This window comes from Nocardia sp. NPDC005366 (assembly GCF_040606855.1).
Lineage (GTDB): Bacteria > Actinomycetota > Actinomycetes > Mycobacteriales > Mycobacteriaceae > Nocardia.
The window spans coordinates 87,649-101,738 of the sequence record NZ_JBEXFQ010000029.1; the positions used below are offsets into that span (position 1 = coordinate 87,649).

Genomic DNA, 14,090 nt, shown 5'->3' on the forward strand with positions numbered 1-14,090 from the left:
GCCCATGGTAAATAATCGAGAATTCGACCTCGTCCTGTTCGGCGCGACCGGATTCGTCGGCAAACTCACCGCGCAATATTTGCTCGGCGCCGCGCCCGCGGATGCCCGCATCGCGCTGGCCGGACGTTCGCTCGACAAATTGACCTCGGTGCGTACCGACCTCGGTCCCGAGGCCGCGGATTGGGCCCTGATCGTGGCGGACTCGACGGACCAGACGACGTTGGATGAACTGGCCGCGCGGACGAAGGTGATCGTCACCACGGTCGGTCCGTACCTGCGCTACGGTCTGCCCCTCGTCGCGGCCTGCGCCGAGGCGGGCACCCACTACGCCGACCTCACCGGCGAGGCGTTGTTCATCCGCGAAGCCATCGACCGCTATCACGACCGGGCTGTCGCGACCGGCGCGAAAATCGTGAATTCCTGTGGCTTCGACTCGGTTCCGTCCGATTTGAGCGTGTACCAGCTGTACCGGCGCTCGGTCGAGGACAATACCGGCGAACTCACCGACACCACGCTGATCGCCGCCTTCAAGGGCGGCGTGAGCGGCGGAACCATCGATTCCGGGCGGGCCATGATGGAGGCCATCGCCGCCGATTCCTCCAAGGGCGCGGTGCTGTCGCACCCGTATTCGCTGAGCCCGGACAAGTCGATGGATCCCGATGTCGGACGCCAATCCGATCAGGCATGGCAGCGGGCAAGCGCCATCGACCCCAGCCTGGACGGCTGGGTGAGCACCTTCGTCATGGCCGCCCACAATACGAAGATCGTGCGGCGCAGCAACGGCCTGCTCGGCTGGGTGTACGGCAAGAACTTCCGCTACCGCGAGGTGATGAGCGCGGGCAGATCGGCGTTCGCGCCGGTGGTCGCGGCGGGTATCGCGGGCGGCGTTGTCGCGGCGGTGGCGACGGGCGCGCTCCTGTCCCGCGTCTCGGCCGGGCGCAAACTGCTGGATCGGGTGCTTCCCGAACCGGGTACCGGACCGAGCGAACAGACCCGCGCCAACGGGTGGTTCACGATGAAGACCTACACCCGCACCACCTCCGGCGCGAGATATGTGGCGACCTTCGCCGGTCAGGGCGACCCCGGCTATCAGGCGACGGCGGTACTGCTCGGCGAGAGCGGATTGTCGCTGGCCTTCGACACCGATCAACAGCCGGAGGCGGCGGGCATTCTCACGCCGGCCGCGGCCATGGGCGACGCGCTCACCGCCCGGCTGCGGGCAGCCGGGATGACCATCGACGTCGAACGCGGGTGAGGTCGGCCGGATGAATCTCGCTCGGCGGGCGATGAATGCCCCCGCGCTCGCCGCGGTCTACGAACGGGCCTGGCGCCCGACGCTGTTCTACCTCGCCAGCGGGCGCACCACCGCGGCCGACCGCCGCTACGCGGTCGCCGCGCTACGCCTCGGCGGTGCGCAGAAGGTGCTCGACATCGCCTGCGGACCAGGTAATTTCACGCGCTACCTGAGTAAGCGGCTCACCGGCTCCGGCCGTGTGGTCGGCGTGGACTATTCCGAACCGATGCTCGCGCGCGCCGTGGTCGACAATGCCGGGCCGCGAGTCGGCTACGTCCGCGGCGACGCCAGGCGACTGCCCTTCGCGGACGGAACTTTCGACGCGGTCTGCTGTTTCGGCGCGCTCTATCTGATTCCCGATCCGCTCGTCGCCACCGCGGAGATGGTGCGGGTACTCGCCCCCGGCGGGCGCATCGCCATCACGACGAGTCACCGCGCGGACACCCTGTTCGGTCACGCCAGCCGCGTTGTCGGCGGCTGGAGTGGCCTGCGGGTTTTCGATGACGACACTTTCCCGGACCTTTTCACCGAGTTGGGTCTCGTCGACATCGATCAGCGGGTGCACCGCCTGCTGCAATACGTCAGCGCCACCCGTCCGGCGTAGGCCGCGTCAGATCTGGGCCAGCCTGCGTTTCTGCTCCTCGATATCGAATTGCGGCGGCGGCCAGTCCAGCTCCAGTCGCTCCAGCGCGTCGATCAGTAATTCCGTGACAGCCAGTCGCGCGAACCATTTGCGATCGGCCGGAATCACGTACCACGGCGCGTGCCCGGAGGAGGTGCGATCCAGCATGGCCTGGTAAGCCTGCTGGTAAGCGGGCCAGTGCGCGCGCTCATCGATATCGGCGGGATTGAACTTCCAGTGTTTGTCCCGACGTTCGAGGCGTTCGCTCAGCCGCCTCTTCTGCTCGTCGAGCGAGACGAACATCGCGACCTTCACCAGTGTCGTGCCCTCGTAGACCAACTCCTCCTCGAAGGCGTTGATCTCGTCGTAGCGCGGTTCCCATTCCTCGGGGGGAACGAGATCGTGCACCCGTACCACCAGCACATCCTCGTAATGCGAACGATCGAATACGCCGAGTTGTCCGCCGCCCGGCAGTTCCCTGCGGATACGCCACAGGAAATGGTGGCGGAGTTCCTTCTCGGTCGGCACCCCGAAGGCGGCGTGGTCGACGCCCTGCGGATCGACCGAGCCGATGACATACCGGACTATTCCGCCCTTGCCCGCGGTATCCATCCCTTGCAGGACAAGCAGCACGCTGCGCTTGTCACCGGATCGTCCGTTGGCATAGAGCTTTTCCTGCAACCCCGAGAGCACCGTGGCGCGTTCGGCCAGCGATACCAGCCCCTCGGACTTGTCGCCGGTGAAGCCGGGGGTGCCGGAGGTGTCCAGATCGGTGATCCGCAACCCATCGGCTTTCAAGGCCTCGACGGCCGGAATAGACCATTTCATTGCCATCCCCCATGCCTACCACGGTCTTCAGCGGATCTGGGCCAGACGAAGCAGCTGTGCGGCGAAATCGTCGTCGGAGATCGGGGTGAGGATCAGATCGTGCGCGGTGGTGAGCAGGTAGCGGCCGTCGCCGGTGAAATCCAGCCAGGTCCGGTGCCTGGTCGGCGGGGACATCGGATTGTCCGGTTCCACGGTGACCGTGATGAAGCCACGGCAGTCGACCGGCTTGCGCAGCGTATTCCGGAAGCGGGTCGCACCGCCGTGGCCGTTGGCCGAGGCCGCGTCGGCGTCGGGGTTCAGCACCTCGGTATGCGGTTCCCGCATGGCGCCGAGCCGGCCCGGCTTACCGGGGCCGATGATCTGGACCAGTCGCTGACCGACGCCGCGGGCATGGCATATCTGGACGATCACCCGGTCGGGCGTGGCGACGAGGACGCCGGCGTGATTGTGCACCACCGCGGCGAACGCGAGGATGCGGTGATCGTTCGAACCGGCTCGCGCCCCCGCGGACTTGCTGCGCTCACCCGAGATCGTGATGGTGGTGGCGTCGCCGCGCGCGCAGAGCGTGAGCGCGGCGGACAGGTCCGGATCGGCCTGCCGGGCGAAACGCTGAGGCAGACGTAGTGCCGCGTATTCGGTTTCGGTGCGCGCGGTGGCGGCGGGCATCATATTGATCGGATACGGTCGCCGGTCCAGGCTCGTCTCGCTCTCCCAGACGTGGGTGAATTCGTCGGGAGTGAAAACCCATCTCACCGTGCGTTACTCCCGCCGGTCGAGGCGGGCGGCGTCGGAAGTACCGGCGGTCATCGCGGCTCCAGATATGCGGCGACCAGTCGCAACGCCGCGTGATTGGCGGCCTCTGCGTCCGAAAGTCGCTGGCCTGCGGCCAGATACGCCGCCTTGAACAGCAGCGCCGTCTCCTGGAACGCCGTCAAGGTGTCGAGATACTGATACCCCTTCGCCGCGAAACCCTCCGCGAGGCCGTGTCCCGAGGGCAGATCGGGGAATCCGGACACATCGGTGACGAGATATCCGGCGGCAACGGCCTTTTGCAGATCCTCGACCAGCCGATCACATGCCGCGGCCAGTTTCTCGGCGACCTCTTCGGCCAGTTCGAATCGACCATCGCCGACCCCGGTGGCCGCCGCGTACAGCTGGCGGGCCATCCCCTGCCCGGTATCGGGTACCGCCATCTGGGTAATCCCCTCTGCTCGGTCCACCCACCGCCATACTGGTCGGCACTCTACCGGTAGGTAACGTCTATTCCACCCCGCTTCACCTCCGCGCAACGCTGTGATGTGGCGCACGATTGGATTCGCAACATCGCAAAAGTCCGCATCCGAACGCCGAACGGCCCCACATTTCCGGATGCGCGCCGATTGCTACACTGGCCAGTGGTCTATGGCGGTCGCGCGAACGGAAAGGCCCTCGGTGCCCGAAATAGAAGAGGTATTACCGAAATACCTGCAGATTTCGGGATACATCCGTGACCTGATCCATCGCGGCGAACTCGCCCCGGGTGCCGAGGTGCCGTCGGAGCGGGAATTGGCCGCGAGCTGGAAAGTCGCCAGACCGACCGCAGCCAAAGCGCTGAATACGTTGCGGCAGCAAGGGTTGGTGGAATCGCGACGAGGTTCGGGAACCTACGTCACCGACACGCGAGCGCCCGCCAGGATGCGCGAGTCGCGGCGATACGGGGCGCGCTATGCCGAGCACGAATCCGTGACGATAGTTTCCGCCGAGATCGTCGCCGGACCGGAAGAGGTCACCGCCGCACTGGATCTGCCGCACGGCGCCCCTGTCATCGCGCGAAAGCGACTGGTCACCACCGACTCCGGTATCGCCGAGATATCGACCTCCTGGTTTCCCGGCGAATTCGCCACCGCGGCGCAACTCCTGCTGGTCACCAGGCGGATCCCCGGCGGCGTCGCCGAATACGTCGAGCGGACGACGGGGGCCGAAGTCGCGTACGCGCGTGAACGGGTCGGCGCGCGACTGGCGTCGGCGCAGGAGCGACGACTGCTCGGGGTGGCACGTCCGGCCGCGGTGCTCGTCTACCACCTCACGTTGCACGCGGCCGACCACACCGCGCTGCAATTCGACGAACTCGTATATCCCTCGGGCCACTGGACATTTCAGCAGGAGTACTCGCTCAGAGCCTGACCCGTGTCGCGGCTCGGGCGCCGATCTCGATCTCCGTTGACAGCGCATCCAGCGAGTGGCATAGTCCACTTATCGGAATGGCATAGGCCACAGGGTGGGAGGTGCGATGTTCGATCATGCGGTGTTCGATCAATTGACCATCGGGAGTTGGGTGATCATCGGCGAGCACTGCTCGGTCCGCCGCGCCCCGCTCCGCCGAGACGACTATCTGACCTTCATATTCGAAAGCGGCGGAATCGAATTCGAAATCGCCATGACTCCCGCCATGCTGCGCAAAATGGTTGAACTCGGCGCACAGCCCGCGCCCGCGTCGGATCAGCGGGGACGGTGAAACGCACTGCCACCGTAGGATGCCCCGTGCACCGCCCACCCCTCGGCAGGGGGTGGCGACGAACCGAGGCTGATCGAGGTGAGGCGCTCCCGGCGGATCCCCACCTATCGCGCCGAGGCGACATTGTGGTGGCGATATTGGGGTGGCGACATTGGGGTGGTGCTATTGCCGCGGTGATGTTCGGAATCTCTCAGGTTCACCCAGGATGATGTGGGCCGTGCCCGACCTGCCCGGACTCGGAACTACCATCGTGGCGGCGGAAGAAACCGGCAGGCGAACGAAAGGCGTGGTGAACGCACGGTGAGCAAGAACCCGGCTGGACGTAAAACCCCCAGTGCGCTGACGAAGGCGCAGAACGCCGATCGGAACCGCAATATCCTGATCCAGGTGGGCGTGGCCGTAGTCCTGATCGGGCTGATCGCGGCGATCGGAATCGGTATCGCGGTCAAGAAGGCCGATAAGGACGATCCGGGCGCCACACCGACGATCGCGGCGACCGCGAGCCCGAACGGCATCACCGGCAGCATCACCGACAACGGTTCGATTCGCGTCGGCAAACCCGACGCCAAGGTCACCGTGCGCGTCGTCGCCGACCTGCAGTGCCCGGCCTGCAAGGCCTTCGAGGCGGCCAACGGCCAGGTGCTCGAGGACGCTGTGAACAGCGGCACCGCCGCGGTCGAATACAACATCATCTCCTTCCTCGACCGCGCCTCCTCCGGCGCCGAATACTCCAGCCGCGCGGCCAACGCCTCCTACTGCGTCGCCGAGGCCGATCCGGCCAAATACCAGACCTGGTTGTCCACCATGTACGAACAGCAACCCGCGGAGGGCAGTTCCGGTCTCAGCAACGACCAGCTGATCGAGATCGCGAAATCCGTCGGCTACACCGGCGACGTGGCCGGTTGCGTCAACGACCGCACGTACGACAAATTCGTCAAGGCCAAGACCCAGGAAGCCTTCGACGGCGGTATCCAGTCGACCCCGTCGGTCTTCGTCAACGGTCAGCAGGTCAACCCCAGCGGTCTCGCCCAGGCGATCAACACCGCAGCGGGCCGATGATCACCACATCCCCCCGGGCGGCCTGGCTGGTCCTGCTCGGCGGCTTGGCGGGCTGGCTGGCCTCGGGAGCGTTGACCGTCGAGCGGATCAAACTGTTCACCGACCCCGGCTACCGGCCTACGTGCAGTATCAACCCGATCCTGTCCTGCGGATCGGTGATGGTGACCCACCAGGCCGCGATCTTCGGATTCCCCAATCCGCTCATCGGCGTCGTCGGCTTCTCGGTGGTGGTCACCCTCGGCGTGCTCAGCGTCGCGGCAGTCGGTTTTCCGCGCTGGATCTGGGTCGGATTGTGGCTGGGCTGCCTGCTCGGGACCGTGTTCATCTGCTGGCTCATCTTCCAGAGCCTCTACCGGATCAACGCACTGTGCCCGTACTGCATGGTGGTCTGGGCCATCATCACCCCGCTGCTCGCGGTCTGCACCGAGCAATTGTGGGGCGGGAGAAGCGGACCTCTCGGCATACTGGCCGAATGGCGGTGGACGATCGTCGCGCTGTTCTACGCGGTGGTGTTGCTGCTCGTATTCCTGCGGTTCCAGGACTACTGGCTCTCGCTCGTCTGATTCGGGCTAATTCGGGGTGCCGAGTGCCAGCGCCACGTCGACGGTGCGCTGATCCCCGTCGACGCCGGTGACGCCGAGACGCACGATCTCCCGGGGTTTGCGGACGTTGATGGCCGCTCGCAGGGCTCGCGCCGTGGTGATGACGTCGCCGTCGAGTGCGGTGATCACCTCGCCCTCGGCCAGGCCGACGGCGCGGGCGGGCATGCCGTAGATCGCCATGTCGATGCGCGCACCGCTCGGTTTCGCATCCGAGATCAGCACCCCCAGGGTCGCGGTCGGCCCGATATGCACGGTTTCGGTCGGAGTTCCCGAACGTATCTGCGCGACGACCCGCATCGCGGTATCGATCGGCACCGCGTAACCGTTCGGCTGCAGGCCCTCGTCGGCGGGCGGCTCCCCCGACGCCGCGGTGACCACGCCGATCACCGCGCCCCACCGATCCGCCAGGGCGCCGCCGGACTGGCCCGAACTCACCGCCGCGGCGACCTCGAGCATTCCCGACAACGACTTACGCGACAGGTCGGCCGCGTTGAGAGCGACGATGGTGCTGTCCACGTCGGTGATACTGCCCGCGATGGCGGTCGGGGTGCCGCCGACGCCGCCCGCGTTACCGATGGCGAGCACCTCGTCACGTATGCGCACCGTGGACGAACTGCCGACGCGGGCCACCGCGAGATCGGCCGCGCCGTCGAGCGCGAGCAACGCGATATCGGCGTTCGAGTCGTAACCGAGCACGGTGGCGTTGTACACCTCGCCATTGCCCACATCGGTGACCGTCACCGTATCCGCGCCTTTCACCACGTGGTGGCTGGTCAGTACCTGGCCTTCCGCGCTCAGCACGATGCCGGTGCCGGCCGCACCCAGCCCCATCGGATGCGACGTGGTGCTGATATTCACCAGCGCGGGCTCGACCGCCCACGCGACCGCGATCGGATCGAGCGGCAGCCGTTGTCTGCTCATCGATACGACGGCGTCACCCGACTCGGAGAACGGCGTCCAGCCCGGCAGTTCGCCGCGATATCCGAGGAAGCCCGTCGCGGCGAGCACCACGGCCACGATCAGGGCCAGCACACGTCCACCACCACGGGAGGTTTCGGACCGGCGGTGGCCGGCCGGGCTGCGCCGTTCGTCGTCCATCGCTCTCCCACCGTCGACTGGCCTGACCATTCCCCTGACCATTCCATTGTGGCCGGAATCTGACTGATTCAGTCATCCCCCAGCGGACCGATTGGCAAACCCGGTCGCACGACGGTAGGCATTGACCCATGAGTAATGCCGCCGCGTACGCCGTCTCTTCGCCCGACGGAGCCTTCGAGAAAGTCACCATCGCACGCAGGGAACTCGGCCCGCACGATGTGCTGATCGACGTCAAATACGCGGGTATCTGCCATTCCGATATCCACACCGCCCGCGACGAATGGGGCGGCACGGCATACCCCTGCGTGCCGGGGCACGAGATCGCGGGCCTGGTCGCCGCCGTCGGCAGTGCGGTGACCAGGCATCGGGTCGGAGACCGGGTCGGCGTCGGCTGCATGGTCGATTCCTGCGGCGTCTGCGGGCCCTGCCTGGCCGACGAGGAGCAGTACTGCGCCAAGGGCAGCGTCATGACCTACAACACGACGGTCGACCCGTCGGTACAGCCGGAGGGCTACACGATGGGCGGTTATTCGACCCAGGTCGTGGTGACCGAGAATTTCGTGGTGTCGATCCCGGAAGGTATCGGACTCGATATCGCGGCGCCGCTGCTGTGCGCGGGCATCACGGTGTTCTCACCGTTGCGACACTGGAACGCGGGCCCCGGTAAACGCGTGGCGATCATCGGCATGGGCGGACTCGGACATGTGGCGGTGAAAATCGCCTCGGCGATGGGCGCGGAGGTCACCGTCCTCAGCCATTCGCTGAGCAAGCAGGAGGACGGCAGGCGTTTCGGCGCGGACCACTATTTCGCGACAGGCGATAAGCAGACCTTCCGCGACCTGCGCGGGCATTTCGATCTCATCATCAATACGGTCTCGGCCGATCTGCCGATCGACATATACATGCGCCTGCTGAAACTCGACGGCACCCTGGTCATCCTCGGCCTGCCCGAGAATCCGCTGAATGTCCGACCGTTCTCGCTCGCGAGTTACCGGCGCTCGCTGTCCGGATCGATGATCGGCGGGATCGCCCAGACCCAGGAGATGCTCGATTTCTGCGCCCAGCACGGGATCGGCGCGGAAATCGAATTGATCTCGGCGGACGAGATCGACAGCGCCTACGACCGGGTCGTCGCCAGCGACGTGCGGTATCGCTTCGTCATCGACGCCGCGACGATCTGAGCGACCCGCGCCGTCGGGGCGCTGGGCAAGCCGGGAACCGTGCGAGCAATCGAGTTCGGGGATGGGTAGTTTGGCCGTGTGCCCGCGGAAGAAGACCTCCCACCGCCCGCCGGATCTACCGAGCCGACGACGTCGACCCATACAGCCGACCTGACGTCGGGTCCACCGCCGTGGCTGCTGCGCGCGTTCCTGCTCGCGGCGGCCACGGTCGCGGGGCTGGTCGCCGGATTCTGGATCCTGCAACGGTTGCAGGGATTGCTGACCGTGCTGCTGGTTTCGCTGTTCCTCGCCTTCGCGATCGAACCGGCGGTGAACTGGCTCGCCGCGCGCGGTATGCGGCGCGGACCGGCCACCGGCGTGGTGTTCCTCGGTCTGCTGCTCATCATGGTCGCGTTCGTGTGGACGTTGGGCGCGCTACTGGTCGACCAGGTCACGACCCTGGTGCAGAACGCGCCGGAATACGTCGATCACGTCGTGGACTGGTTCAATCAGACGTTCAACCAAGATATTTCGGGCACCGACATCCAGAAATACGCGACCGAGTGGAGCGACAAACTCGAGGGTTATCTGGTCGGGTTGGCCGGAAACGCCTGGGGCATCGGCACCGCCGCGGTCGGCGCGCTGTTCCAGGCACTCGGCGTGCTGCTGTTCACCTACTACTTCGCGGCCGACGGCCCGCGTTTCCGCAATGCCGTCTGTTCGCTGCTGCCGCCGAGCAAACAGCGACATGTGTTGCGCGCGTGGGATATCGCGGTGGACAAGACCGGCGGATATATCTATTCGCGCGGTCTGCTCGCGCTGTGTTCGACCGTCGCGCATTATGCCGCGTTGCGCGTGCTCGGTGTGCCCTCGGCGTTCGCGCTCGCACTCTGGGTGGGCGTGGTGTCCCAGTTCATCCCCACCGTCGGCACCTATCTGGCGGGTGCGCTTCCGGTGATCGTCGCCCTGGTGGACAGTCCGGTCCCCGCGCTGTGGATTCTCGGATTCATCGTCCTGTACCAGCAATTCGAGAACTACGTGCTGCAACCGCGTATCACCGCGACCACACTGGATATGCATCCCGCGGTCGCCTTCGGCGCGGTCATCGCGGGCGCGGCGTTACTCGGCGCGACCGGCGCACTGCTCGCCATCCCGGTCACCGCGACGATGCAGGCCTTCGCGGGCGCGTATATCCGCCGCTACGAGGTGGATCCGAACAGCACGGCCCAGGATCCCCCGAAGAATCGAACCGGAAAGTGGATCCGCCGACTGACCGCGCGTCGCACCGGTTCGAGCGATCCTCCCGTCGATCAGGGGCACTAGGCGCGGCACCGGGCACCGCGAAGGCCGCCCCGCGATCGCTGAGATGTCGAGGCGGCCTTCGGGTATCGGGCTATTCGGCGGCTGTCGCGCGGCGACGCACGCGGCGCGCCGCCGCGACGAGATTGCGCAGCGACGGCTCCAACTGCCAGTAGTGGCGGGTCTTCAGTCCGCCGTCCGGATTCGCCCACAGCCGCTGCGGGGTTACGGCTTCGGCGGCGGCGGTGAGCAATTCGTCGAGTTCATCGATATCGGGGATGCGCGCCGAACGACTTTCGTACACGCCGGGGCCGACGCCGTGACTGAGTCCGTGACCGGAGGCGTAATCCTCGGTCAGCGCCTTGAGCACCCACTCGATGGACCGGGTCGCCACGATCGCGGTGACATCGGCGTCGAGTTCCTCGATCGCCTCAACCACCTCGGCGCGGCCGGAATAGCCGATATGGGTATGGATCTGGGTCGAGGCCGAGACACCGGAGGTGGCGAGGCGGAACGCGGCCACCGCCCACCGCAGGTATTCGGCGCGACCGAGCGGACGAGCGGGCAACAGTTCGCGCAGGGCGGGTTCGTCGACCTGGATGATGGCGATACCCGCCTTCTCCAGATCGACCACCTCGTCGCGAATGGCAAGCGCCACCTGGTCGGCGGTTTCGTGCAACGGCTGATCCTGGCGCACGAAGGAACGCGCGATCATGGTGACCGGACCGGTGACCATCCCTTTGACCGGCTTATCGGTCAGCGACTGGGCGTAGGTGATCCACTCCACCGACATCGGGGCGGGACGCGACACGTCGCCGTAGAGGATCGGTGGTCGCACACAACGGGATCCGTACACCTGGACCCAGCCGAAACGCGTCGTCGCGAAACCGTCGAGCAGTTCGGCGAAGTACTGGATCATGTCGTTGCGCTCGTGCTCGCCGTGCACGAACACGTCGAGTCCGATGTCCTCCTGCAACCGGATGGTGGCCTCGATCTCGGCCTCGATCCGCTTGCGGTACTCCTCGTAGGACAACCGGCCTTCGCCCAATTCGTAACGGGCCTGGCGGATCCGGTCGGTCTGCGGGAAGGAGCCGAGGGTCGTCGCGGGCACAAGCGGCAGGTTCAGCTTCGCCTGCTGCGCCTGCCTGCGGACCTCGTACGGCTCGCGTTCACGCATATCCGGCGTGACCGCGTACACCCGTTGCCGCACCGCGTGCTTCTGCTTGAAATGCACCTCGGTCGGCCGCTTGCGCCAGGTGTCGGAGGGTCCGTCGGTCAACGCCTTGGCGAGCGCGACCACTTCGCCCACCTTCTGTTTCGCGAAGGCGAGGCGGTCGGCGACATTACCGTCGATATCGTATTCGGTGAGCACGTCGTAGGGCACGTGCAGCAGCGTGGTTCCGGTGGAGACCACCAGATCCGGGCACACCTTCGCGAGCGCGTTCAGGTACTCGAGCGTCACGAAACGATCGGCGCGCCACACATTGCGACCGTTGATGACACCGGCGTACAGACGTTTACGCCGGATGCCGGGAATCCGGGCGAGATCATCGGGGCTGATGCGGTGGCTCGCGAGATCGAGGCCGATGGCCTCGACATTGGACGCGGCCAGAATCGTCAGCGCCTCACCGAAATCGCCGTATTGACCCGTCACCAGGATCCGCGGACGCAGCGGCGCCTTCGATAGTCGCTGGTAGGCCGCCTCGAACGCGGCCAACTCGGCCGGACTGCGCTCGCTGGTGAACGCGGGCTCGTCCAGCTGCACGCAGGTCGCGCCACGTTTGGCCAGGATCTCGAACAGCTCCTCGTACACCGGGAGCAGTTTGTCCAGCAGCCCGATGGTGTCGAATTCGGTCTGCCCCGGCACCTGTCCCGCTTTCGAGAGCAGCAACAGCGACACCGGGCCGAGCACCACCGGGCGCAGTTCGATATCGCGCGCCATGGCGCGGTCGAACTCGTCCAGCAGCGCCTCGGGATGCAGCGAGAATTCGGTGTCGGCGTCGAGTTCGGGCTGACGGTAGTGGTAATTGGTGCTGAAATAGCGAACCAGCTCGAGCGGGGGCAGATCCGGCCGACCGCGCGCCATCAGGAAATAGAAATCCAGCGGATCCATCGCATCGCGGAATTCCTGGAAACGCTCGGGCACGGCGCCGAACAGCAGCGCGTTGTCGAGGACGTGGTCGTAGAAGGAGAAGGTGTTACCGGGTACCTGGGTCAGGCCGGTGGCGGCCAGCTCGCTGAACTGGCGATCCTGGATATCGCGGCCGACCTCGAGGAGTTCGTCACGGGTGATCCCACCGCGCCAGTAGGCCTCGAGTGCCCGCTTGAGTTCTCGGTGCGGGCCGATCCTCGGATACCCGAGAATGCTCGACCCGTAGCCGTCGGTCACATTCACCATGAGCGCGCCGCTCCCTTCGATGCCTGCGCGGCGCCCACTACCGAGAATGGACGCCGCACATAATTGCGCCTGGTTCGCTGTGGCGGACCCTCAGGCCCGGTTGTACTGGTAGAAGCCCGCGCCTGTCTTCTTGCCGAGCAACCCGGCTTCGACCATACGCATCAGCAGCGGCGGGGCCGAGTACAGCGGCTCCTTGAATTCGGCGTACATGGAATCGGCGATCGACTTCACGGTGTCGAGACCGACGAGGTCGGTCAGCGCCAGCGGGCCCATCGGGTGGGCGCAGCCGAGCACCATGGCCTTGTCGACGTCTTCCTTGGTGGCGAAACCGGATTCGACCATCCGGATGGACGAGAGCAGATACGGCACCAGCAGCGCGTTCACGACGAAACCGGAACGATCGGCCGAACGCACGACCTGCTTGCCCAGCACGTCGCCCGCGAAGGCCTCGGCGCGCTTGGCGACCGATTCACTGGTCTTGAGGGTGGTGACCAGCTCGACCAGCGGCAGCACCGGCACCGGGTTGAAGAAGTGCATGCCGACCACGCGCTCGGGATTGGCGGTGGCGACCGCGATCTTCATGATCGGGATGGAGGAGGTGTTGGAGGCGAGCACGGCATCGGGGTCGGTGACGACCTTGTCCAGTGCGGCGAAGATCGAGGTCTTGACCTCTTCGCTCTCCAGCACCGCTTCGACGACCAACTGGCGGTCGGCGAAATCGCCGAGGTCGGAGGTGAACCGCAGCCGCCAGGCCGCCTGCTCCCGCTCCCGCTCGGTGATCTTGCCGCTGGAGACGCCGCGATCGAGCGAGCGCAGGATGCGAGCGCGACCCGCGGCGGCTAGTTCCCTGGTCTGTTCGTAGACGAGCACGTCGACATGCGCACGGGCGCACACCTCCGCGATTCCGGCACCCATTTGTCCGGCGCCGATGATGCCGACGCGCTGAATCTTCTCGCTGCTCACGTCCCGCTCCTGCTGGTTTGGTCTGGCTAGTCGGGTTGGCTTGTGGTGAAGGGCGCTCGGTGTAGAAGCATCGCCTTCGATGGTCAAAGGTATAAGGATGCCCTCCCCGCCGGGGCTGTTCAGCGGGGAGGGCAGTACACCCCTACCGGAGTAGAGGATTGTGCGCTCGTCGACTCTCGCCTTATCGGCGTGAGCCCGACGAGCGACCCGTTCGCGGCCCGTCTCGCGTCCGAGTGGTCGAAGCGCATGCGCCGAAGGCGCGAGTCTCGACCA

14 protein-coding genes are annotated in these 14,090 nt (G+C 66.1%); 8 read left to right on the forward strand and 6 right to left on the reverse strand.

The genetic code is table 11. The features are described from left to right. The first annotated feature begins 4 nt into the window (after positions 1-4). Both ABZS43_RS27875 and ABZS43_RS27880 read left to right on the forward strand, forming a co-directional pair. A complete protein-coding gene (locus tag ABZS43_RS27875; protein ID WP_355038937.1) occupies positions 5-1,255 on the forward strand; it encodes a saccharopine dehydrogenase NADP-binding domain-containing protein in 1,251 nt (416 codons plus the stop codon). Positions 1,256-1,265: 10 nt separating this feature from the next. Continuing rightward, a complete protein-coding gene (locus ABZS43_RS27880) occupies positions 1,266-1,898 on the forward strand; it encodes a class I SAM-dependent methyltransferase (RefSeq protein ID WP_355038938.1) in 633 nt (210 codons plus the stop codon). A 6-nt stretch (positions 1,899-1,904) separates the two neighbouring features. Here ABZS43_RS27880 and ABZS43_RS27885 read toward each other — a convergent pair whose 3' ends face one another. The 3 genes from ABZS43_RS27885 to ABZS43_RS27895 are packed head-to-tail and all read right to left on the reverse strand — an operon-like array spanning position 1,905 to position 3,937. Continuing rightward, entirely contained in the window at positions 1,905-2,750 is an 846-nt protein-coding gene (locus tag ABZS43_RS27885; RefSeq protein WP_355038939.1) for a PPK2 family polyphosphate kinase, read from the reverse strand. Positions 2,751-2,771: 21 nt separating this feature from the next. Beyond that, positions 2,772-3,497 carry an ESX secretion-associated protein EspG gene (locus tag ABZS43_RS27890; protein WP_355038940.1) on the reverse strand — a complete coding sequence of 242 codons (726 nt, stop codon included), beginning with the start codon at positions 3,495-3,497 and terminating at the stop codon, positions 2,772-2,774. A gap of 50 nt (positions 3,498-3,547) precedes the next feature. After that, the gene (locus ABZS43_RS27895) at positions 3,548-3,937 is read right to left on the reverse strand and encodes a hypothetical protein (RefSeq protein ID WP_355038941.1); all 390 of its coding nucleotides are present in this window, start codon (positions 3,935-3,937) and stop codon (positions 3,548-3,550) included. Positions 3,938-4,175: 238 nt separating this feature from the next. Here ABZS43_RS27895 and ABZS43_RS27900 point away from each other — a divergent pair, with 238 nt between their 5' ends. The 4 genes from ABZS43_RS27900 (at position 4,176) to ABZS43_RS27915 (ending at position 6,860) form a co-directional block, all read left to right on the forward strand. Then, positions 4,176-4,907 (forward strand): GntR family transcriptional regulator, encoded by a 732-nt coding sequence (locus ABZS43_RS27900; RefSeq protein ID WP_355038942.1) that lies wholly within the window; start codon positions 4,176-4,178, stop codon positions 4,905-4,907. Between the two features lie 106 nt (positions 4,908-5,013). Continuing rightward, a complete protein-coding gene (locus ABZS43_RS27905) occupies positions 5,014-5,238 on the forward strand; it encodes a hypothetical protein (protein ID WP_355038943.1) in 225 nt (74 codons plus the stop codon). Between the two features lie 300 nt (positions 5,239-5,538). After that, positions 5,539-6,297 carry a thioredoxin domain-containing protein gene (locus ABZS43_RS27910; protein ID WP_355038944.1) on the forward strand — a complete coding sequence of 253 codons (759 nt, stop codon included), beginning with the start codon at positions 5,539-5,541 and terminating at the stop codon, positions 6,295-6,297. Continuing rightward, positions 6,294-6,860, forward strand: a complete 567-nt coding sequence (locus tag ABZS43_RS27915) for a vitamin K epoxide reductase family protein (protein ID WP_355038945.1) — start codon at positions 6,294-6,296, stop codon at positions 6,858-6,860. The genes ABZS43_RS27910 and ABZS43_RS27915 overlap by 4 nt, the downstream gene beginning before the upstream one ends. A 6-nt stretch (positions 6,861-6,866) precedes the next feature. On the opposite strand, the gene ABZS43_RS27920 is transcribed toward ABZS43_RS27915, so the two are convergent. After that, a complete protein-coding gene (locus ABZS43_RS27920) occupies positions 6,867-7,997 on the reverse strand; it encodes a trypsin-like peptidase domain-containing protein (protein ID WP_355038946.1) in 1,131 nt (376 codons plus the stop codon). A 128-nt stretch (positions 7,998-8,125) separates the two neighbouring features. Between ABZS43_RS27920 and ABZS43_RS27925 the strand changes: the two genes are divergently transcribed. After that, positions 8,126-9,178, forward strand: a complete 1,053-nt coding sequence (locus ABZS43_RS27925) for an NAD(P)-dependent alcohol dehydrogenase (RefSeq protein WP_355038947.1) — start codon at positions 8,126-8,128, stop codon at positions 9,176-9,178. Between the two features lie 78 nt (positions 9,179-9,256). Next, positions 9,257-10,480, forward strand: a complete 1,224-nt coding sequence (locus tag ABZS43_RS27930; RefSeq protein ID WP_355038948.1) for an AI-2E family transporter — start codon at positions 9,257-9,259, stop codon at positions 10,478-10,480. Between the two features lie 70 nt (positions 10,481-10,550). Here the strand turns inward: ABZS43_RS27930 and metE are convergent, their stop codons facing one another. Next, positions 10,551-12,854, reverse strand: a complete 2,304-nt coding sequence (gene metE, locus ABZS43_RS27935; protein WP_355038949.1) for a 5-methyltetrahydropteroyltriglutamate--homocysteine S-methyltransferase — start codon at positions 12,852-12,854, stop codon at positions 10,551-10,553. 90 nt (positions 12,855-12,944) lie between these two features. Beyond that, the gene (locus ABZS43_RS27940; RefSeq protein ID WP_355038950.1) at positions 12,945-13,817 is read right to left on the reverse strand and encodes a 3-hydroxybutyryl-CoA dehydrogenase; all 873 of its coding nucleotides are present in this window, start codon (positions 13,815-13,817) and stop codon (positions 12,945-12,947) included. Between the last annotated feature and the right edge of the window lie 273 nt (positions 13,818-14,090).

Excerpts from the sequence above, each read along its gene's own strand:
- ABZS43_RS27880 (WP_355038938.1), top strand. The coding sequence starts at position 1,266 with ATGAATCTCGCTCGGCGGGCGATGAATGCCCCCGCGCTCGCCGCGGTC.
- ABZS43_RS27885 (WP_355038939.1), bottom strand. The coding sequence starts at position 2,750 with ATGGCAATGAAATGGTCTATTCCGGCCGTCGAGGCCTTGAAAGCCGAT.
- ABZS43_RS27905 (WP_355038943.1), top strand. The coding sequence starts at position 5,014 with ATGTTCGATCATGCGGTGTTCGATCAATTGACCATCGGGAGTTGGGTG.
- metE (WP_355038949.1), bottom strand. The coding sequence starts at position 12,854 with ATGGTGAATGTGACCGACGGCTACGGGTCGAGCATTCTCGGGTATCCG.
- ABZS43_RS27915 (WP_355038945.1), top strand. The coding sequence starts at position 6,294 with ATGATCACCACATCCCCCCGGGCGGCCTGGCTGGTCCTGCTCGGCGGC.
- ABZS43_RS27920 (WP_355038946.1), bottom strand. The coding sequence starts at position 7,997 with ATGGACGACGAACGGCGCAGCCCGGCCGGCCACCGCCGGTCCGAAACC.
- ABZS43_RS27895 (WP_355038941.1), bottom strand. The coding sequence starts at position 3,937 with ATGGCGGTACCCGATACCGGGCAGGGGATGGCCCGCCAGCTGTACGCG.
- ABZS43_RS27925 (WP_355038947.1), top strand. The coding sequence starts at position 8,126 with ATGAGTAATGCCGCCGCGTACGCCGTCTCTTCGCCCGACGGAGCCTTC.
- ABZS43_RS27875 (WP_355038937.1), top strand. The coding sequence starts at position 5 with ATGGTAAATAATCGAGAATTCGACCTCGTCCTGTTCGGCGCGACCGGA.